Here is a 20,636-nt window from a genome sequence, read left to right as displayed (position 1 = left end):
GTTTAGAAAAGGATGGAATAGCTCAGCTTGCCGCGAACGGGAACGATGAGTTCCTGTTTGTTACCGGAAGTACGCACAACGGGTTTGGCGCCGCCGGCGTCCGTGAGGCGGAGGTAGAAGGATTTTCCATCCACCACATACAGATCTTTTTCCACCTGCTCGATGTTAGCACCCTCTGCCAGTTTAGCGTAGAGGTCGCCTGCCGGGGCAGATACTTCGAGGTCGCGGGTAAAGCCGGAACCGTCGGGCAGAATGCGGATAGCGTCAGACACGTTGCTGCCGAAGATCTGGTAGCGGAAGGTAGGACGGTCCTTTTCATCCAGCACATATCCTTTAGGGCGGAAGCTGGTACCTGCAGAATCTGCACTCCAAGCCTTGTCTGCATCCGCCAGGCGGTTGAGAGCAAAGGAAGGATTACCGAAACGCTGAAGGGCGCCAATGGGGCGGGAAGTACCGTTACCACGATCGTTCCACATGGGGGTGGTTTCGAGGAAGCGGCCTCTCCATGCCTGGATCAGCATGCCATTATCGAGATCGTAGGTGTAATGTACTTTTTCAGGGCTGCCAACGGATACTGCGTGCGTTACCTTGGCGGCACCGGGCACATCCATGAAGCTGCGCAGTAAAGTAGTCTGGTCTGCTTCAAGGAGGATGGGATCGGTATCATCGGGCTGTGCGGGGTCACCGAAAACGGTTTCACGCAGGCCTTTACCGGAAACGAGCAGGTTGAGGGAAGGTGCGCCCCAGTCGCCCGTGCGGGCATAGAGCACTTCCACATCAGAAGCACCAGCCGGGAGGGTAACCTTACCTCTGCCGTTGCCACCGAAGCCTGCCACTTCTTTACCATTTACTTTCAATGCAGCGGCGCCGCCCTGGGCAGCTACGCCTACATTGTATTCACCGGCTTCCTGTACGGAGAGCTTACCGGTGTAACGGAGCTGGTAGCCATGCGCAAAGGGGCCTGCATTGGCCGTGAGGGATGTACCGGTGCCTTTAGCTTCCGCTTTGGCAGTTGCCGGGTCAAACTCACGCGGATTGGCGGCTTTATATACGGTGTATTCCAGACCAGTCAGCGAAGGCTTAGGAGTAGAATAATCGGTAATGGTAATGTTGCGGAACGCTACAGCACCATGATCGCCCTGGATGCGCAGGGGGCCTTTGGCAGCTTCTGCTCCGTTGCCGCCACGGGTATTGCCTTCCAGCTCAATGTTTTCGTGGATCACCACGCCATTGAGAACGGCACGGATGATGCGGGCGTTTTCAATCTTTTTACCGGAAGCATCGAAGCGGGGAGCCTGGAACGATACTTTCAGGTGTTGCCACAGGCCGGGGGCCTTGCTGGCGTTCATACGGGGAGCATAACCCTGGTAGCCCTGCAGGCCTTCTGGCTTGCTATCGTCCCACCGCTCGTAAATACCGCCATTGTCAGTGGCTTTGGGAGCAGGGTTTCCCCAGCTGTCGAACAGCTGCAGCTCATAACGGCCCTGGAAATAGATGCCGGAGTTGGAGCCGGCAGCCATCATATAATCCAGTTCGAGGTCGATATCTCCGTATTCGGCACTGGTGTAGAGATCCTGTCCGTGTTGCTTTTTACCGGGGAGGTTTACCAGTACGCCAGCACCTTTAACGGTTTCGAGGGCATTGGGCTTATTGATTTTGCCGGAAACGTCGCCTGCGATCTGCCAGGTGCCGCCGGGTTGGCGGAAGGCAGACAGATCCGTCAGTGCCCATTTACCGGACTGCGCCGCAGCAGGCTGAGCCAGCATTATGCCGGCGCCGCATGCATACAAAAAGCCGATCATTGACCGGCTTACAAAACTGCGATTTGACTTTTGTACCATAGTCGCTCAAAATAGTGATTGTTATTAGGTTTGGGAATGAAATTCCACAGGTGGTAAAGCGTACCGCTGCCCCTTCCTCTGACCTGCGGCTATATCGTTTTAGCATGAAAACGTTTGACATGCCGGTCACGGGCGGGATTCAGTTGGCAAAATCTTTTAGCTAAACGGCGGCCAGGGAGGCCTGACGGCTTAGTGTACAACCTACATGAACGGATAGAATGAGGGGGCAGACGGTAAAAAATATAACCTTATCTGGCGGTGAGTTGAATTGTGCCATTCGGGAGAGTGGCATGTGAGAATGTGCCGGTGGCTTCCAGTTGGCGGAGAAATGCGGCAAGGGGCAACTGCCTGTCGAGCCGCCCTGAAAAGCGGGCCTCACCGGTAACCCGCACCTCCACTCCATACCATTGCCGGATCACATCCGCAATGGCAGTTAGCGGGGCATCATCGAAATAATAGGCACCATCTTTCCAGCCGGTAACTTCCTCTTTCCTGAAATCCCTTTCCGCCAGGTCCTCCGAATCCGACCAGGCAGCTTCCCGGCCGGGGGAAAGGATCACTTCCCGGTTACCATAGCGGACCTTCACGCCCCCGCTTATAAGCGCAACGCTGCCAGTTCCGGCGTCATAAGCGCGGATATTAAATGATGTACCCAGCACGGTTACCTCTCCCCCGCCCGATTCCACCATAAACGGCCTTTGCGCATCCGACGCTACTTCAAAATAAGCCTCCCCCGTCAGCTCCACTTTCCGGCTGTTACCTGGGAAGGTTGAGGGGAAGCGCAGCGTGGAAGAAGCATTCACCCATATAGTGGTACTATCCGGCAGTGTTACGCGGTACGATTTACCGGGGGGAACGTACAGGGTATTCATGGCAGCAGAAGGGGCGGTAACCGCAGCCTCATCTACCTGCAGGCCGGTATTGTCCATTTTTACCCCATTTACCTGCGGGGCCGTTTCCGCATGCAGCTCACGGCCATCCGCCATCACCAGCCGCACACCGGTAGTCACGGTATCCGGAGCTGCGGCAGGGGCCGGCCGTAAGATAAAGAAGCAGATACCTGCGGCTACAGCAGCAGCGGATGTTATGTAAATGATAGTTTTACGGAAAGTGCGGCTGCGGAGCGGCAGAGGTTGCCAGGCTATGGCATCTGCCCGGGAAAAGCCCTCCCGGATATCAGATTCACTGAAGCGTGCGCAATAAGTTTCCCAGGCTTGACGGGTAGCGGGGTTAGTACGGATGCTTTCTTCCAGCAACCGATTATCTTCCGGCGAAATAATTCCTGCCAGCTTCTCGCTCATTAACTGCAATAAATATTCATCTGCCATGCTCATGCTATTACAAAAAACACAAAACCGGCGCGCACGGGTGAACGGTACGCCGGTTATTTCAACATGCCGCGCAGATCGCGCAACGCCAGCATCATATGCTTCTTAACGGATTCCTCACTGATACGCAATGCTCCCGCTATTTCCCTGCGCGAAAGGTGCATCAGATACCCCATCCTGAAAACTTCCCCGCGAACACGGGGTAATTTGCCAATAGCAGCTTTCAGCCGTTCGCGCAGCTCCTTTTCCTCAACAGGGTCGGTAGCTTCTACCTGTCCGGATAAAAACGAGAGGTCAGACTGCCGTTTGCGCAACACCTTATCCTTTTCCAGCCTGTTTAAGCAGCGGTTGCGGATACTGATGTATAAGAATCCCTTGAGATGGTTTATATCGGTGAAGGCACGCTGTCTTTCCTTTTGCCAGAAGTCCATGAAAAAATCCTGCACTACCTCTTCCGCATCTGCTTCGTTTTGCAGCATGCCCAAAGCCGCTACCCACAGCCATTTACGGTAGGCGGTATAAACGTGGTTGAATGCGTTGGCATCTCCACGTTGCAACATAATTAATAATTCATTGGGCAGATCTGCTGAGGTCATAGCATATTTTGTAGCAACCGGCCGGCCAAATTACTGCGATAATTGGTGTCCGGCACAGGCCCGTTGAATGATAAAATAAACTTAACGCTGGAGAAAAATCCCCGCTAAACCGGGAGCAGAAATCAGGATCTGAAAATACGATATTAAAATACTACATCAGGGTTAACATAAAGTTCAAATTGCAACGTTACCCCGACCTATTTTTTTTCCTGTCTTATAGAAAACCGCGAATGTTCCGAGAATAAAATGCTACCACATCCTTAACTAACGCTTAACAACCGAACCTCATGAAACTAACTCCAGCCAAGGCTTTACGCAGTTGCGTAATGCTATGTGCCTTACTATGCCTTTACCATTCCGTATCAGCTGCGCAACCGGAATACAAAGTAACGCTGAAGGCGCATCAAACAGAACTGAAATCCATCCTCCGGTCTATTGAAGATCAGACAGGATTATATTTTATGTTCAATACAGACATCATCAGGCTACAGGAAAAAATAAGCATCCACCTGCAGGCTGTACGGTTGGAAGAAGCGCTACAACAATTATTTGCCGCCCGCGGCATCAGCTGGTCTATCATGGAAAAGGCCATTGTCCTGAAGAACTCCCCTACAGTGAAAAAACTACCTGCTGCCAGGGCTATTACAGGCACAGTAACCTCAGAAAAAGGCGAACCCCTTCCGGGAGCTACCATCCAGATTCAGGGGACGAATATCGGCGCACTTACAAACGCAATCGGACAGTTCAACATTACAGGCATCCCTCCCGGCAGAGCGGTATTACAGGCACGGTTTACCGGCTTCAAACCTGAAGATGTTGAACTCGGTATCGATGACAAAATCATCATACGCCTGAAGCCCAGTGTAAGTCAGCTCGATGAAACGGTAGTTGTGGCTTACGGAACTGCCACTGAACGCTCAACCACCGGCGCAGTAAGCGTGGTAAAAGGTGAACAGATTCAGACTTTACCCAACCGCTCGTTTGACAAAAGTCTCCAGGGGCTCGTTCCCGGACTGAGAGTATCTGGTGGTACCGGCCAGCCCGGTGGCGGGCTCAGTAATATGATCGTCCGCGGTATATCTACAGGCACGGAAGCACTGGGAGGCACCTCTGTCAGGAATCCGCTTATTGTTATTGATGGCATACCGGTAACCCAGGATGTTTATACACAAATGAGCTTAAGCAGCCCCTTAACGCCGCTTTCGAATCCATTATCCCAGATTAACCCCAACGATATAGCCGAGATCTCCGTTCTCAAAGATGCAGCTGCCATTTCCCTGTATGGCTCTAAAGCAAGCAACGGCGTTATCCTCGTTACAACTAAAAAAGGCGGTGTATCCAAAACAAGATTTACGTTCAACCACCAGACTGATCTGAGCTTCAGGCCACCCACCGGTCAGCGTCTAATGAACCGGGAAGAATACCTGGATCTGCTGTTCGAAACCTACCGGCAGGCTAACCCTGCCACATGGACGGATGAAGCCATCCGTGCTGATCTGTATAAAAAACTCCCTTACCGGGTTAATGGTACAGATACTTCCTTTTACGACACACCCGACTGGCAGAAGCTTATCTACCGTGAACCCGCACTCACCGTCGCCAACAATCTCTCTATTTCCGGCGGAACGCCCACGCAGCGATACTACATCAATCTCGAACATACACATCAGGACGGGATTGTACGCAGCACAGGGTTCGATCGCACATCTCTGCGCGTAAACATCGACAATAAGCCTGCAAACTGGCTGAAGCTGGGAATCAGCACCCTGCTCTCATATAACAAACAATCACTGGCCGACAACAATGAAAAGACAACCGGACTGGGCCTTACCGATATTATTTCCCCCCTCCTTCCTAACAGGCTGGATAATGGAGCATATAAAATGAACTTTACCTGGGGCGCTAACCTGAACCGTGGCAATACCATGAACCCGGTTGCCGTGGCAGAATACAATTATAACCGTAATACCGCATACCGGGGCATTTCCAGCCTGAATGGGGAGCTCACATTTCTGCGGTATTTCAGTTTCCAGTCAATCCTTGGTATCGACTTTATGCAAACGGAATCCAAACAGAAAATAAGCCCGCTTTTCAACATGATTGGAAATGGACAGCTGAGTGACTACGACATGCGCAGAAGCAGCATTATTTCCACCAATTCCCTTCATTTCCGCAAACAACTGGCACGGGATCATCAATTACACATATTAATATCCCAGGAGGCGCAAATTCAGGAACAGAAAATCACCAGCCTTACCGCAACGGGTTTCGACCAATATACAAGTCCATACCTGAATGATGTATTCAGTAAGGGGTACGGCCTTTCCTCCACCTTTGGTAACACTCAAAAGAAAAACACTTTATCCCAGTTCGCACAACTCAACTACAATTTCCGCGAAAAATATTACCTGACCGGAAGCTGGCGGAGAGATGGCACTTCCGTATTCGGTCAGAATAACCCCTGGGGTAATTACGGCTCAGTAGGCGCAGCATGGATACTTTCCTCAGAACACTTTATAAAGTCGTTACTCCCGGTAGTTAACTTCCTTAAACTGAGAGGAAGCCTGGGCATTGCCGGTAATGCGGCCGCGCTGAATCAAAACCTGCCCTATCATGAAATGAATGTGAATTATTATCTCGGATCTACCGCACTAATGCCAAGAGACTATCCTGGTAACCCCTCCATACAGTGGGAAAAAACAAGGCAGTGGAATCTGGGATTACAGGCAGGTATGTGGAATAACAGGATATACCTGGAGAGTGATTACTATTATAAGTTTACTGGAAACATCATCTTTGACAAGCCGCTTCCCAGCTATACCGGTTTCAACTTTGTGGCAGACAATATAGGTGATATGCGCAACAGTGGTATAGAGGTATCATTGAAGGCTGATATACTTCGGGAAACAGCAGTACGCTGGAACCTGTATGGCAACTGGAGCCGTAATTCCAACAAACTCATTAAATCCAACGGTCAATTCAGATCACAGCTTGCAACACCTTTAATGGCAGCTGAGGTAGGTAGAGAATTCAATTCATTCTACTTACCCATATGGGCAGGCGCCAACCCGGAAAACGGAAGCCCTCAATGGCTCGATGAATCCGGCAAACCAACGGGCGACTATACAAAAGCAGCTAAGCAGTTTCTTGGGCAATCGCAACCGAAAGGTTTTGGAGCCATCACCAACAACCTGGCCTGGAAAGGATGGAGTGCTCTTATTCAATTCCAATACCAGTATGGCGGGCATATTTACAATGAACAAAACCGGATTTTTTATTCCGATGGCCTTTATGCATTCTTAAATGCTCCCACAGCAGTTGCCAACCGCTGGAAGCAACCGGGAGATGTGTCTGACAACCCGTTACGCAAGCTGAGCAATACTCAGGGCGGCACACAGAACTCCAGCAGGTACCTCTTCAAATCGGACTATGTAAGGTTGCAGCTGATAGGCTTATCATGGCACTTCCCCCGTGAAATCATGCAACGCTGGCACCTGCAATCATTAAAGGTATTCGGACAAGCCTCCAACCTCGCAGTATGGAAACCGGCTAAAGGAATTGACCCCGATAACATCAACCCGGTCGGAATGGTTGGGTTTGTGTATCCTAATGCCCGCACCTTCACCATCGGGCTCAATACTTCATTCTAAAATATGCGCACCATGAAATACCTCTTCATTATATCAATGTTCTGTTATACTCTTGCCATTTCCTGCGGGAAATCGTTCCTTGATTCCCCTCCGCAAGACAGAGTTGCACGGGAAGCATACACTACCAGCCTGAATGCCTGTGAGGAACTGCTCAGAGGCTGCTACCTTCAGCTCAGTAATGCATATGGTGAATGTGCCAGCTACTACGCAGATCTTGCTGCTGACAATATTAAAACCATCTCCGGCATGGATTACTTCTTAAACATCTATGCATGGAAAATGAAGGCAACACCAGAAACAAACACTTACTTCACTGGTGGGGAATATAATGTAAACCTGCTAGCCTACCGTTTTTATGGTGTGATCCGGAATGTGAATTATGTACTGGAGAAAACGGCGGAGCTGAAGAATGAAAATACGGCACAGGCAAACCAGTTAACAGCATCTGCACTAACAATACGTGCTATCTCTCACTTTCTGCTTGTGAACCTCCTTGCCCAGCCATATAACTTCACCCCACAAGGTACCCACCCCGGTATCGTATATGTTACCGGCTCAGACTGGAGCCAGCCGGTAAAAGGCAGGGAACCTGTGGCAGACATCTATCGTTATCTCCGGGAAGATCTTCAGCAGGCAGCAGGGATACTGCAGCCCATTCGTGATAGTAATACCACCGTTAGCCGTGAGCTGGCATACGCATTCCTGTCGCGGGTATTCCTCTATTCAGGTGATTATACTGCTGCTCTTGAATCTGCGAAGAAAGCGCTAGACGGGCATCCCTTACTGACGGTGGATCAGGGGTACCCCGACGATATGTTCCGCAATCTGCAACTTTCACGCAGTGAATCATACTTCCAGCTTCTTCCTGGCACCAGCGAAGCATTAAAATACCGGGGTGGCGGATCTTTTCCCGGAGTATTTTTCAGACAGGCCATTATGTTCACTGCCACAGCTGATATCACCAATGCATTGCAAAGCGATACAACAGATGTACGGAATAAGTGGGTGGAACAGGGAGTTAACGGATGGAATATCATTAAATTCCCTGCAGGGGCCGTACCCGGTGTTACGCCTGAGTCCAGTGCCTACTTCATGCCCGTTATTCGTGTTTCAGAAGTAATGCTCAATGCCGCGGAAGCTGCATACAACTTACAGCAGACAGGCATCGCACAGGAATACCTGAACCAGATCCGCCTCAGGGCAAAACCCGGTGCAACTTCAGTATTCCCAACAGGCACAGCATTAATGGATTCTATACGTATGGAAAGGCATAAAGAGCTGGCTTTTGAAGGCAGCAGGTTGTTTGATCTGCTCCGCTGGAAAATGCCTGTAGTACGTACAGACCCCAGTGTGCCTGAAGCCGCCACACTCCCCTTTCCCGACAACCGGGCCATCGCCCCTATTCCACAACTGGATGTATCCGCACCATCTGTAGTACAGAATCCCGGTTACTAAAACATCAATAAATCCAACATGATCAATCGAATATTTACTTTATTGCTTTGCTCTTTCTTTGCCTGCGCCCACACTGCAGCAGGGCATGAAAAACCTACATTACCTGTAATCAGGATCAAGGTTAAAGTACCTGACGGGCAAACCGCCCCGAAAATGAAAATTACCTATACACCGGCATTCTTTTATAGCAGATTAGAACCCGAAAAAATACTGGCCATTCCGAAAGGGGAGAATGCTGCAACCTGGAACCTGAAAGTGGATAAACCCATGCAGATCAACATTACAACACCTGACGACAAATATTATGCATGGTACATACATCCGGGAGACGATCTGCAGATAACCTATCAGAACCAGGCACTGGTCATTACCGGCCCGGGAAGTGAAAAATACAGGTTCCGTTATGAAACCGTATTTCCCCTGTTCAGGCAATTACAAAGCCCCCAGGCACCGAAAAGTCTGCAGGGATTCATTGAATGGAATACCTATTGTGATCAAAAAGCCGCTATCGTTGAACAATCGCTGGACAAGTACCGGAAGTTATACCCTGAGGCTAACTGGGAGCTGGATTTCATAAGTTTCCTTGCTGTTGTGGAAGGTGACCGGAACAGGGCATTTCAGCATTTATGTAATATTAAAAAGCAACTGGGAATAACACATGCCGACACTCGCAAACTGTATGAGAAAAAGATCTATAACAAAAATCTAAAATGGCTGTTCAGTCAGTCTTCCTGGATACCTGTTCCGGAATCATATTACGGCATGTTCAAAAGCCGATGCCTCTATTACCATTTCGACCAGGACACTGCCAGCGCCGACATGAAAGCAGACGCCTCATCACACATGCTGCGAAGAATGCTGGATGACTGCGATTCTATTCTGCAACCGGCCTTGAAAGATCAATTCATGGCTTTCCTGTATTCTGATAAAATCCTGCGTACCCGTAAGTTTGCCCTCGCTGAAGAAGTTCGTGATAAACTGAAGCATCAGGTTACTGACAAAAGTATTCTGTCAGAACTAACACTGGAAGAAATGAAAATGCTTAGGTACGAATTGATAGAGGGCCGGGTTTTTGGATTCAAACTACAGGATGCTGATGGCAGATTTATAGGTCTGAACAAAGAAAAGCCTGAAATACTGGTATTGGCAGAAGCGGACCCGGCTGGCAATGTTTCTGATCCGTTGTTCCATGCTATCAATAAAGAGTTCTCCGGCAACCCACATGTACGGCTGGCAACTGTAACCGGAAATGTGACTTTCGAAACCTGGAAGTCTGGTATCAAAATAGTACCGGGCATTACACCTCTATATGCCCCTGCAACCAACGACCGGACAGACTATATGCAAACCTTCCACGAAGCTGCACCGGGTCGTACATGGGTGATAGCCCCTTATAAGGAGGGATATAGCCGGGACATACGGTCTATGCTACCCTCGAATGTTAATGATACAACAACCGCCATCCTGGAAGCCATTCGTGAAAACCTCATTCAGTTACACGATGGACCGTATATAAACTACGCCGGCGATACCGCATTCATCTACAACCTCCTGGCTTCGAGGGTCAGTATTGACACCCTCCTCCACCGTAAACCCGGCTATGTACAGGCGGCCACCCATGTAGCCGGCCAGTTCTTCCGGATACCGGTAAAAGCAGCTATTACCCCGCCACCATCCCAATACCGCCAACCCGGTAAATTATTGGTGATATCCGATATGGAAGGCAACCTTCCTGCCATGGCCCGTTTCCTGATCGCGCATGGTGTAATAGATTCAGCATACAACTGGACATATGGCACCAATCACCTGCTGCTGAATGGCGATTTCATGGACCGGGGCAAACAGGTTACTGAATGCCTCTGGCTATTATACAAGCTGGAAGACGAAGCGATACAGGCAGGTGGCCGCGTCCATTTCCTGCTTGGCAATCATGAAATCATTAATCTGTATAACGATGTCAGGTATGTGAATTACAAGTACCTCCACAATGCAAAGCAGATGCATCTTGGATACGATGAGTTACTGAGCGTACAAACTGAAATGGGGCGATGGCTCCGGAGCAGGAATATGGTAGAGAAGATCGGATCGCATTTATTTGTTCATGGAGGAATCAGTCCGGCTATAAACAATCAGCAACTTTCCATTGATTCCTGCAACCAGCTGAGCCGCCAATTTCTCCTATTTGGAGCGCATGATTCGGCTCAAACTGCCATCCAAAAGCAACTGCACCTTACAGAAGATTCACCACTTTGGTATCGCGGCTACTATCCGGGTAAAAACAAAACGGTGCGCACTCCAATTGAAGAAATCAATAAAACACTTTCATTCTATGGCGTGCAACGTATCATTACCGGGCATACAGTGGTACCTGATGTATCCGCTTTTTATGACGGGAAGGTGATTAATGCAGATACTCATCATGCCAGTGGTGACGTGGAAGGTTTACTCATCGAAAATGGTCAGTATTACCGTATTACAGCCGATGGAAAGCAACATACGCTACCTGTACAATATTGATTACTTATCATTCACCGCAACAGTATCGCATGAAGCCCCGCCGCAGCGGGGCTTTTTTGTTTCCTGAATTTTCAGGTACTGAACGAAATGTACAGTAGGTAAGAATAATTTCGTAAGAAATCAGCAATGGCCATTGTTTTAAAACATATTTCAAAACCCGAAAATCTTTTCACATGAAAAAGTACTCAATGATCGGTCTTGTACTGCTGGGAGCATCTGCAGTAACTGCCGCTTTTATTCCTGCCAAGAAACTTGTTGCAGGTGATGCGCGTGTAGACAATGGTTTACTCACCAACTCTACCGGCCAGGGTGCCAGTGACAGAACCTGCCGTAAAGCTGAAGCAGGAGAAACCCCTAATTGCACCTGGACGCAAACTAAAGTTGGGTCAGTAGGCATTTCTGCTACTTCTGTTGCCGGAGTTAATTCTGTAACTCAGAACAGGTTGAACTACACCGGTACCCAAACTACCCTCTAATCAATTATCGGTAATGATAACGCCTCCCCCGGGAGGCGTTATCTGCCTGTCCCGGATGTAACCCTTATTTACATTATGCGCTCGGTCATCCTTTGCTTTGCGGCGTTCATGATGTTGCCTTCCTGTGCAGACCGGGGGTATAAACCTCCTGTTACGCATGTCCGGCTACCATCCATTGACTCACTGGCGATTATACCTGCTGCCGATACGCTCCGCTTTCCCCTCGACGAAGATTCTTTCGGCGATATCGAATCCTGGAGTATCCGGCAGCAGCATGGGGAAACCATCATTGCATTCTTCGACCAGCGATCAGAAAGCATTCTTGAATATCAATATCCCTCATGCCGGCTGATGAATAAAATCCTGCTCAGGAATGTATTCTCCGCCAATTCTATCAATTCCGCATACCTGCATACGTACGACAGCATCTTCCTGCTGTCTAAAAATGCTTTTTACCTGACAGACAGTTCCCTGCAAGTGCACAAAAAGGTGCTCTATGCTGAAGCCAACGGTGGGATGCAACCGGAAATATCACCCATGCACCCGCCTGTAATCAGGAACGGGAAGCTTTACCTGTCACGCTACCCTGATATTAGCAGCGCCTCCCGAAAGGCATTCCGCCAATGGCGGGTGCTTTGGATCGCCGATCAGCAAACAGGCACGGTAACATCTGATTATCCCCTTCCGGATACATATCAGGGAAACAGCTATGAAAACAAACTGCTACGCTACAATTTCTGCATCAATGCCAGCGGCAGCTTTGTATTTAATTTCCCTGCAGATACGATGCTCTATGAAACCGATCTGGGTCAGCTGCACAATGCCTGGTATGCCAGGAGCGGGCATCAGGCCCGGCCGGCACTTGCTTCCCTGCAAAACAATGCGGGCGACCAGACAGATGATACCCCGGCTTCTCAGGACAGTGCTATATACACAGGAATTTACTACGATGCATTCCATCAGCGATATCTCCGTATCGTCAGATCCGGGAGGGAAAGGGTCAACGGTACGCTACGCTTCCTGATCCTCGACAAAGGATTCCGCATTATCGGTGAATCGGACGTACCTGATGGCATTCAGGTGAAGGAACTCCTCTTCACTCCCGACGGGCACATATATGCCCGGATTCAGCCTAAAAATGAATATGAAATCCCGTTTATCCGGCTGGAATACTATCACCACCCAACTGCCCGTCATGCGTATGAAAAATAGCCTGATTCTCCTTTTGTTATTATGGCTGGCTGAAGCATGCAATACATCTGCCAGTGGTCCTTCACGCGATACTACAATTACCAGCACAGCCCGGCAGCAGGAGTTGGCCGTTGAACTATCCGGGATTGTAGCAGACTCGCTGTTAAGTAAGGACACGCTTGCAGTGATGATCCTGCCGTTCGCAGCCAGCTGCCCTTCCTGCCGGGATAAAACTATTGACAGCATCATGGCATTCCGGGGGAACATCCCTGAAAATCATTACATCGTTTTTTCCATCGACGGCGGCCGTAAATCTATCCGCGGCTACTTCAGAAGCGCAGGCCACCAGGGCATCCCCGATATACCGGGCGTGTTGATCTATGACAGTACAGATGTGGCAGGGAGTCGTAAACTATACAGGGAAAACCCGGCATTCTTCTATTTATCGAAAGGCAAAGTGGTCCGTAAAATTGACGCCCTGCCCCATACCGTCAGGGAAGATCTGCGTGAGTTTTTCCGTGGGTACCGTTTAAATGAAAAATAATGTCAAGAGCTATTAAAATATCCATAAGTACGGCAGATGTACCGAAAGCACCGGGCGCTTTTTCCATCCGGTTAAAATACAGCATGGGTGACCCTACGTTCTGGTTTCAGCCGGGTAAGCTGGCCATCATGTCGTGCATCCCCGGCAACTTTGCCGCCACTACAGAAATACTCCGGCAACTGGGGGTTATCAATGATGCCTATCGCTGGTCTTATGGCGATGGCCATCTGGTTGTATTGGGCAATTGTCTTGACGGCAGTGCAGAAAGCATCCGGCTGCTATGGTGGCTGTATGGGCTGCAAACGAACGCATCGAAGAAAATCGGGTACCTTCATTTCCTGCCGGGTTTCCGGGAAGCGCAGCATATGAACGGGACATGGATATCTGACCAGCCGCCATATGCACCTGCCGGTGATCATTCAGTAAGTCAATACACCATCCTTTTCGACGGTAACATGGAATTACAGCGGTGGCTGCTGACAAAGAAAGCTCATGTAAAAATCGGTAATACCGCAATCGTCCAATGCGGCTGGCAGGGTCAGGCGCAATGGCCGGTTGCTGCTGCTATACCGGGAGGTTCCCGGCCACTGATACAACCATCTCCTTCTTCCTTAAATAAGCCCGAACTGGAAGCGTTACGGAAAATGCTTTCAGTTAAAAATCTGGTACTGGTAGATGGCACTACAGGAGAAGGGCTGCTATACAAAGGGCCAGAAAGGGACAGCATACAAAGCTCCCTTCCCATATTAAGGGAGGGAGGGCGCTGGTTATTTCCCCGTGCCGGGTATGATCAGGTCAATCCCGGAAATCCGAACCTGCCGGGATAAAGTGCTCTCAGCATAAAATGCAAAACACCCGACTGGCCAACCATCAGCCCGGCAACAGGATGCCGCTCTTTCTCTACAAACCAGCTGGCACCATGGCTCCCCGGCCTTGCTGAAATCAGTAATACCTCTACCATATTGCGGGCTTTTACCAGGTATTGCTCATCCTTCAGGATTCGGGCGGCCTCCAGGTAAGTTTCACCCATTCCGGCAACTCCATTGTATAAACCCAGGCTCCTCCACACATCACTTTCATCCTGATTATTCAGTAACTCTTCCGCTACGCTGCGATACTTAGCATCATTGGTTACTTCCCATGCTTTCAGATATGCCAGCGCAATGCCCGTCCTCCCTTCGCTCCAGGTATGATCAGAAAACCCGGTACTCTCCTTCTTCCATGCAACGGAAAATATCTTCCTTCTTTGCCGGGGGGCAGTAAGATAACGAAGGCCCCGTATTGCGGCATTCAGTGCCTGATGGTCGCCGGCAGACTGGTAATAACAAAGCAGGAAATAAATAATTCCGGAAATCCCGCTGGTGAAGTAAGGCCTTATCTTATTGCTCCTCGATTTCCAGCCACCGTTCTCTTCCTGAAGCTCATACAACAATGCTGCTATAATCCCCGCACCGGGCACATCTGTATGGCGGGAGCAGGCCAGGCGCGCTATTCCCTGTCCGGCCAGTCCGTCAATAAGATGTTTACTCTCCGCCACACGAGCCAACATATCAGGCCAATGCGCCTGCATCGCCTCTTCAGCTCCCAGCAGCCCCTGGCTCATCGTTTCAGATAAGGCATAAGCCACTCCGTCCGACCCGAAGTGAAGGCCATTATTACTATTATCCAGTCGATCAACGTACTTATTCCGGATCATACCGAGCGCCTGATCAATGGGTGTGGTAAGCGCGGAAACATCGAGGCCTGCACCCGCTGCACGGGCAACGAAAAACAATGTGCCTGATACTCCGCGATTGAAACTGGCGTACCAGGCCTTCTGAATACCGTTAGCACTTTCCGGCGTTTGGGTCATATGTTCTGCAAACCACCCCTTCTCCGCATCGCAAAGCAGCGGACTACCCAGTGCCGATATCCCCGAAGCTAACAGATCATGCACCGCAGCCGGCGACCAGCTGTTCCGCCGCTGGATTACCTGCTTTTGCCGGGGCGCTTTACTATATGCATCCAGTGCAGCAAGCAGTTCCATAGCATTGGGGCGCTCATCCGACATTGGGTGCATGCAGCGCAGGATCAATGATGCAATGTGCTTATCAGGTACAAAAAAATGAACGGCCGACTCCAGCCACTCATATGACATCCCCGTAAATTTATACGGAGAAACACCGCTCCATGCACACAGGATCATGGCCCCTGCGGCAAAAACATCTTCCTTAACAGTAGGTAATGCCATTGCCTCCTGCTCAGGCGACATATATCCGAATGTACCCAGCGCGAAAGGCGGTTCCGGGAAATGCTCGCTGATTGAATAGCTTAATTCCATATCAATCACCGCTACCTTTCCGCTTGCTGTGACCATAAAATTATTCAACGTAGCATCCCGGTGTACGATGTGCTTTCCGTGCAGCGATGCAAGGATAGCCACTGCCTCACGCAGGTAGCGCATCACTTTCCTTCCTTCCTCATTACCATTCAGTAAATCCTGTCGCAGGGAACGGCTGCGCCGGATAATATCATACAGGGGCTTCCCTTTCATATGTTCAATCACGAGATAGTAATTCCCGTTTTCCTCGAACTCCCCCATCAGTCTTGGCAACCGGATGGCCCCTCCCAGTTGCTTATGCAGCTCCCGCTGCCACCTCAGCCTGTCCTGAATATCCCGCCCATTCTTATCTTTCGAATCACCCTGCGACCCTTCTTTGATAACGCAGTAACCAAAACGGGTAAAACTTTTGATATACAAACACTTCACCACATCGTTCTTCCTGCTCTCTTTCAGGCTTTTGAGGATGATGTAATAGAACCCTATACGCTTACCTCCGATTTTCTCGGCTTTCCGGGGCACAACGGTTTCATCAGGCAGGATGCTGACAGTTACTGTAGGCATAGATCAACAATTTAAAATGAACAAAAACAGGATGGTGGAACCTGTTTCCTTCCTGAAAAAGAATGAAACAATAAATGATCCGTCTTCATCATAGTAATAGCTCTGGCGCACGTTCGAGAATTTGATGGGCGCCCCGAAATCTTTCATGAGATTCAGGTATTTATAAAGGCAACGCTCCGATACACCGATCCGCTCTGCCAGCCTCGACGGAGTGCCCGTGGCTTTGGTACGGATAAGATGGTCTATGCGCTGCAGTCGCTCCAGCGTATCTGTTGTCATGGAAATTCGGGTTGTAAAGGGTTTTGTCTAAAGCTTCGGTTCGATATTTACATACTTATTGGGTTAAGAACACCTGTGTCTCCTCTATAAATTTCCATGATTTAACAAAAAGATAAAATAGCCGAAAAGACAATTTTATTGTCTTTTCAGGTAACTGGGCGGATGCCCGAAATGCGCGTGGAAGCGGCGGGAGAAATTACTGTAATCTGCATACCCAACCATGGCAGCGATCTGGTGAAGTGTATAGGTGCTGTTGCGTATGAGCTCTGAAGCAGTTTCCATGCGGATGCGCCGCACCCAGCCCTGTGGAGCTTCCCCGAAACGCTGACGAAAGCCTGTTTTCAGTTTGGATTCACTGATACAATAAGTGCTGGCAATATCACTGTTGAGTAAAGGCTCAGCCAGGTGATGGAGCATGTAGGCGCGGATAGTGGCAAACAGTGCTTCGTCGCCCTCATGCCCGTACCATCCGTTATGCTGCGCTTCCGGAAGTGTTTCCGCAATGAGCAAATCAATACGGGCCGACAGGGCTACTTCATGCATGCCATGCCCGGGATGCATTTTGCGTATTCCTTCAATATGTGCATAAGCACTCTGAGGCACAATGCCCGTACCTGCGGTTACAAATGCAGTATCCGTTTCGGATTCCATCAAACGAAAAGCCTGGTGGTGGGGCGCCAGTGCCGTAAGCCTTGCAGGGGAAATATCGATGTGGAAAGATTCATATACCTGCCCCTTTTCCAGCCAGGCTTCATGTACGCCGCCGTTGATGGAGAAACAGCCGAACTGCCCTGCCCGCAGCCAAAGGGCGCCTGCCCCTTCCACATTACAGCGGATGCTGCCTTTCAGCATGAAATGCAGCACATTGACAGCCTCAGGCGATTCAGGCATAAGCACTACATTTTCATGTGCCATGAACATATGATTGCAAACCGTATATCCGTTTATGTGCAATACCTGGTGCAGGATATCCGCAGTGGGAGAATATTCCATCCATGCTTCCGAAAACGGGTAAAGAAGTGATTTATAAGCGGCAGGTATCTGCCGGGTGATCTGTTGCAATCCGGGTGCTGCGCCCTTTTCAGGGAAGCGCAGATACGGTTGCCGGGAACTGATAGGCATATCGAGGGTTCTCACTATCTGGGTTGTGCGCAAGTAAATGCATTCCACTATTCCCGGATACAGCCATGAAGAGAATTGATGATTTATTAATATTGAAAAACGATCTGCATTTTTACCATCCTATTTAACCCTCTCTCCGTAAGCATTTCAAATAACAGCCATTAAACAGTTCATAATTCCTTAACAATAACAGCTACCCAATCTCTCCCGCTGAAAACATAAAAACCGGCAGGCCATGCCCCCGGCAGTTTGGATCACTCCGCACACATACCTATGTGCAGATCGCTTACGCTCTGGTATGTATTGATCCCCTTATATAGATACCGGAAATTTAAATAGTCCGCAGACAGATGCCTGCGGACTATCATAATCGACATATTAATTAGTGGAAATGCAGCAACCGGCAATTAATTTATTGACGGTAAGCCTAATCACTTCATAGTCATCGTTTCATCGAACAGGGTCCGGTGTGTGGAGCCGGGCTGGTTCATCCAGTATTTCACCTGCAACACTTTCGTAACAGGGTCGTATTTGTTTATGCCGGAAGGGTCCAGCTCGGCGGAGCGTCCGTTGGAGGCAGGCTGGCCGTATTTGTTCACCACGCCGGTTATGTTATTGTCTGCGTCTGTCGTAAATACGAGGCCAAAAGAACCGTAGTACGAAGGAGAACCACCATTGAGTATTTTGTGGAACACGTCATGCGTTTGGTCATCGTCTACCAGTTCCAGCGTGCGTGCACCCGTTTGGCGCAATGTAACGTTCCAGGGGTATGGACCGGTGAGCGATGCACTCGTATAATCCACCATCGTGCCGGTGCAAACAAAGCTGCCGGAGGCCGGGTTAACAGGCACTGTAGCTTCCGCGTAGAACGTATCAATACATTTTGCGGGAACATAGGCCGTCCTGAAAATGAGAGAAACGGCCGATGGATGGATATCCGTCAGCGTATCAAACAGGGCAGTAGTACCGGTAAGCCGTTTTTTCCGCATTATTCCACCTGCATCTTTGTACGTCACATCCGTATACCTGCAGGTGGCATCGGTCTCGAAATATTGGAGCGCGAAGCCTTTCCGGCTGTTAGACGCCTGTATCTTCCGGATAAAGAGTTCTGATTCAAACCTGCTGCCCAGCGCCTTCCCGCTCACGATGGCAGACTTTGGCGTAGAGGTATTACCAGATTTATATACGGCCACGATATCAAACGTATAATCGCCTTCTGCAAGTCCGGGTATGATCACTTTCATCACAGCATTCTGCTTATCCGGACTCACTTCCATGTTTTTCTGGCCGTTGCTCCAGTACAGGATGTATTTGGTAATATTGGGATCCTTCGACTGGGTGAATTGTACCTCCACCCTTTCTCTCCCTGAATGTGTTTCCAATTGATATGGCACACCGGGATACAACAGTTCGCCGTTTTCCAGGTAAGGCGCATAGGCGTGGTCCATTTTGGTACAGGCCGCCATCAGTATAACTGCCATCACCGGCAGCAAATATTTTTTATTCATTCGGATCGTTTTAAAATCAGGAATCGGGATCACAGATAATCTCCCATGAACTTGAGTGAGGAAATTTCCATTCCCAGGCCACCGCTGAAAGTTTCAAGCAATACCAGCCTGAAGTAACGCATGGGAACGGCAGGCAGCGGCATGGTAAATTCGGAGCCACTGTCGATCACCTCATAATCAGCCGCATTTTGCTGGCCGTATGGTAAACCGGAAGGCTTCACCAGTTCATATACGCCGCCTATCTGCGTCCAGCTGCCATCTAGCGCCCCGCTGGGATTGGGGTTCATGCTGCCATAGAGCTTGAAGAAGCGCAACGTACCGTTCCTGAATTCGGCACCACCGTTTTTACGCATATAATACCGGAAGCGGCTCAGCACTACGGGTTTGCCCATGTCTATCGTGATGCGCGGCGGCATGGAATCGTTAGCATTTTTAACACCGTAGAAGGAATAATCAGCAGCGCGGTAAGGGTTCCGGAGCGGCACATTGAGATTGGAGCCGCAACAGGCCGTCTGGTCTCCGGGCAGCACCAGCTCGTTCATGATGGTACGGTCCAGCTCCACTTCGTTCATGGACCTAACAGTTTCCCAAACGGTATCGGAAGTATTGCCCCACCGGTCCCGCACACAGGCGCCGTATTTACGGTCGCCCGAGCGGAAGCCCCGCACGGAGAAGTTCCCTGCGGTATTCTTCGTGTAATGGGTGTAAACATATTCGCCTTTATCCAGCGTATCCACGAGAGATATTATAGCGATCTCCCCTCCTGTCGGGTTTTCGTATGCAATATTAGCCCCGCCGAAATCACCGAACACTTTGAGCGATGCTTTCACACTTTGATAGGGCGGGATGCCGGGGTGAACGGTAACTTCCACGGGGTCAGACTTTACCTCGCTTCTGCTCACGGCGGAAAGCGTTACTTTATAATCCCCCTCGCGCTCAAAACCTTTCACCACAATGGTATCGGTGTAATAGGATGATTTCACCTGTTGGGATGCTGTAGCGTTGATCCTGAAATCGGCTTGTACATAGAGTATCTCCGGTTCGGAAGGGATGTCGTACACAATGGTAGCGCCTCCCGGGAAGTTGGTAACACGTACGTTCTTTACGGGCGAAGGCTTTTTACCGTTTTTGTAAATGGGTTCCCTGTCGGTGCCGGTTTGCTTCTGGCAGGCGGATACAATCATACCGGCCATCAGCAGCAGGCTATATGTAATAAAACGGAATGGCTTGTTCATGATACATTGT

15 protein-coding genes are annotated in these 20,636 nt (G+C 49.7%); 7 read left to right on the top strand and 8 right to left on the bottom strand.

The window, feature by feature from the left end; genetic code table 11:
* Positions 1-2: 2 nt before the first annotated feature.
* The 3 genes from DEV76_RS26195 to DEV76_RS10650 form a co-directional block, all read right to left on the bottom strand.
* Positions 3-1,802 (bottom strand): 3-keto-disaccharide hydrolase, encoded by a 1,800-nt coding sequence (locus DEV76_RS26195; protein ID WP_232826926.1) that lies wholly within the window; start codon positions 1,800-1,802, stop codon positions 3-5.
* Between the two features lie 287 nt (positions 1,803-2,089).
* Positions 2,090-3,169, bottom strand: coding sequence for a FecR family protein (locus tag DEV76_RS10655; RefSeq protein ID WP_157962825.1), 1,080 nt, complete (start codon positions 3,167-3,169; stop codon positions 2,090-2,092).
* Positions 3,170-3,225: 56 nt separating this feature from the next.
* Entirely contained in the window at positions 3,226-3,765 is a 540-nt protein-coding gene (locus tag DEV76_RS10650) for an RNA polymerase sigma factor (protein WP_109697889.1), read from the bottom strand.
* A gap of 287 nt (positions 3,766-4,052) precedes the next feature.
* On the opposite strand from DEV76_RS10650, the gene DEV76_RS10645 reads away from it, so the two are divergent.
* From DEV76_RS10645 to DEV76_RS10615, 7 genes are all read left to right on the top strand, one after another.
* Positions 4,053-7,415, top strand: a complete 3,363-nt coding sequence (locus DEV76_RS10645; protein ID WP_109697888.1) for a SusC/RagA family TonB-linked outer membrane protein — start codon at positions 4,053-4,055, stop codon at positions 7,413-7,415.
* A gap of 12 nt (positions 7,416-7,427) precedes the next feature.
* Positions 7,428-8,870, top strand: coding sequence for a RagB/SusD family nutrient uptake outer membrane protein (locus DEV76_RS10640; RefSeq protein ID WP_198652025.1), 1,443 nt, complete (start codon positions 7,428-7,430; stop codon positions 8,868-8,870).
* An 18-nt stretch (positions 8,871-8,888) separates the two neighbouring features.
* On the top strand, positions 8,889-11,387 hold the full coding sequence (locus DEV76_RS10635) for a metallophosphoesterase (protein WP_109697886.1): 2,499 nt from the start codon (positions 8,889-8,891) through the stop codon (positions 11,385-11,387).
* A 173-nt stretch (positions 11,388-11,560) separates the two neighbouring features.
* Entirely contained in the window at positions 11,561-11,863 is a 303-nt protein-coding gene (locus DEV76_RS10630) for a hypothetical protein (RefSeq protein ID WP_157962824.1), read from the top strand.
* Between the two features lie 75 nt (positions 11,864-11,938).
* The gene (locus DEV76_RS10625; RefSeq protein ID WP_109697884.1) at positions 11,939-13,075 is read left to right on the top strand and encodes a DUF4221 family protein; all 1,137 of its coding nucleotides are present in this window, start codon (positions 11,939-11,941) and stop codon (positions 13,073-13,075) included.
* Positions 13,059-13,598 (top strand): hypothetical protein, encoded by a 540-nt coding sequence (locus DEV76_RS10620; RefSeq protein WP_109697883.1) that lies wholly within the window; start codon positions 13,059-13,061, stop codon positions 13,596-13,598. The genes DEV76_RS10625 and DEV76_RS10620 overlap by 17 nt, the downstream gene beginning before the upstream one ends.
* Positions 13,598-14,425, top strand: a complete 828-nt coding sequence (locus DEV76_RS10615) for a metallophosphoesterase family protein (protein WP_109697882.1) — start codon at positions 13,598-13,600, stop codon at positions 14,423-14,425. Before DEV76_RS10620 ends, DEV76_RS10615 begins: the two co-directional genes overlap by 1 nt.
* Here the strand turns inward: DEV76_RS10615 and DEV76_RS10610 are convergent.
* The 5 genes from DEV76_RS10610 to DEV76_RS10590 form a co-directional block, all read right to left on the bottom strand.
* Positions 14,389-16,482: a lanthionine synthetase LanC family protein gene (locus tag DEV76_RS10610; protein WP_109697881.1), complete on the bottom strand. Its 2,094-nt coding sequence runs from the start codon at positions 16,480-16,482 to the stop codon at positions 14,389-14,391. The genes DEV76_RS10615 and DEV76_RS10610 overlap by 37 nt on opposite strands.
* Positions 16,483-16,485: 3 nt before the next feature.
* Positions 16,486-16,761, bottom strand: a complete 276-nt coding sequence (locus DEV76_RS10605) for an HTH domain-containing protein (protein WP_109697880.1) — start codon at positions 16,759-16,761, stop codon at positions 16,486-16,488.
* Positions 16,762-16,896: 135 nt separating this feature from the next.
* Complete coding sequence (locus DEV76_RS10600) at positions 16,897-17,883, bottom strand: helix-turn-helix transcriptional regulator (protein ID WP_109697879.1); 987 nt, start codon at positions 17,881-17,883, stop codon at positions 16,897-16,899.
* A 431-nt stretch (positions 17,884-18,314) separates the two neighbouring features.
* Positions 18,315-19,391: a DUF4998 domain-containing protein gene (locus DEV76_RS10595; RefSeq protein ID WP_109697878.1), complete on the bottom strand. Its 1,077-nt coding sequence runs from the start codon at positions 19,389-19,391 to the stop codon at positions 18,315-18,317.
* A 29-nt stretch (positions 19,392-19,420) separates the two neighbouring features.
* On the bottom strand, positions 19,421-20,626 hold the full coding sequence (locus DEV76_RS10590; protein ID WP_109697877.1) for a DUF4959 domain-containing protein: 1,206 nt from the start codon (positions 20,624-20,626) through the stop codon (positions 19,421-19,423).
* Between the last annotated feature and the right edge of the window lie 10 nt (positions 20,627-20,636).

The sequence above is a fragment of the Chitinophaga deserti genome (assembly GCF_003149455.1).
Classification (GTDB): domain Bacteria; phylum Bacteroidota; class Bacteroidia; order Chitinophagales; family Chitinophagaceae; genus Chitinophaga; species Chitinophaga deserti.
Note: the sequence above shows the minus strand (reverse complement) of the source record. Positions and strands in the feature narration are given on the sequence as shown.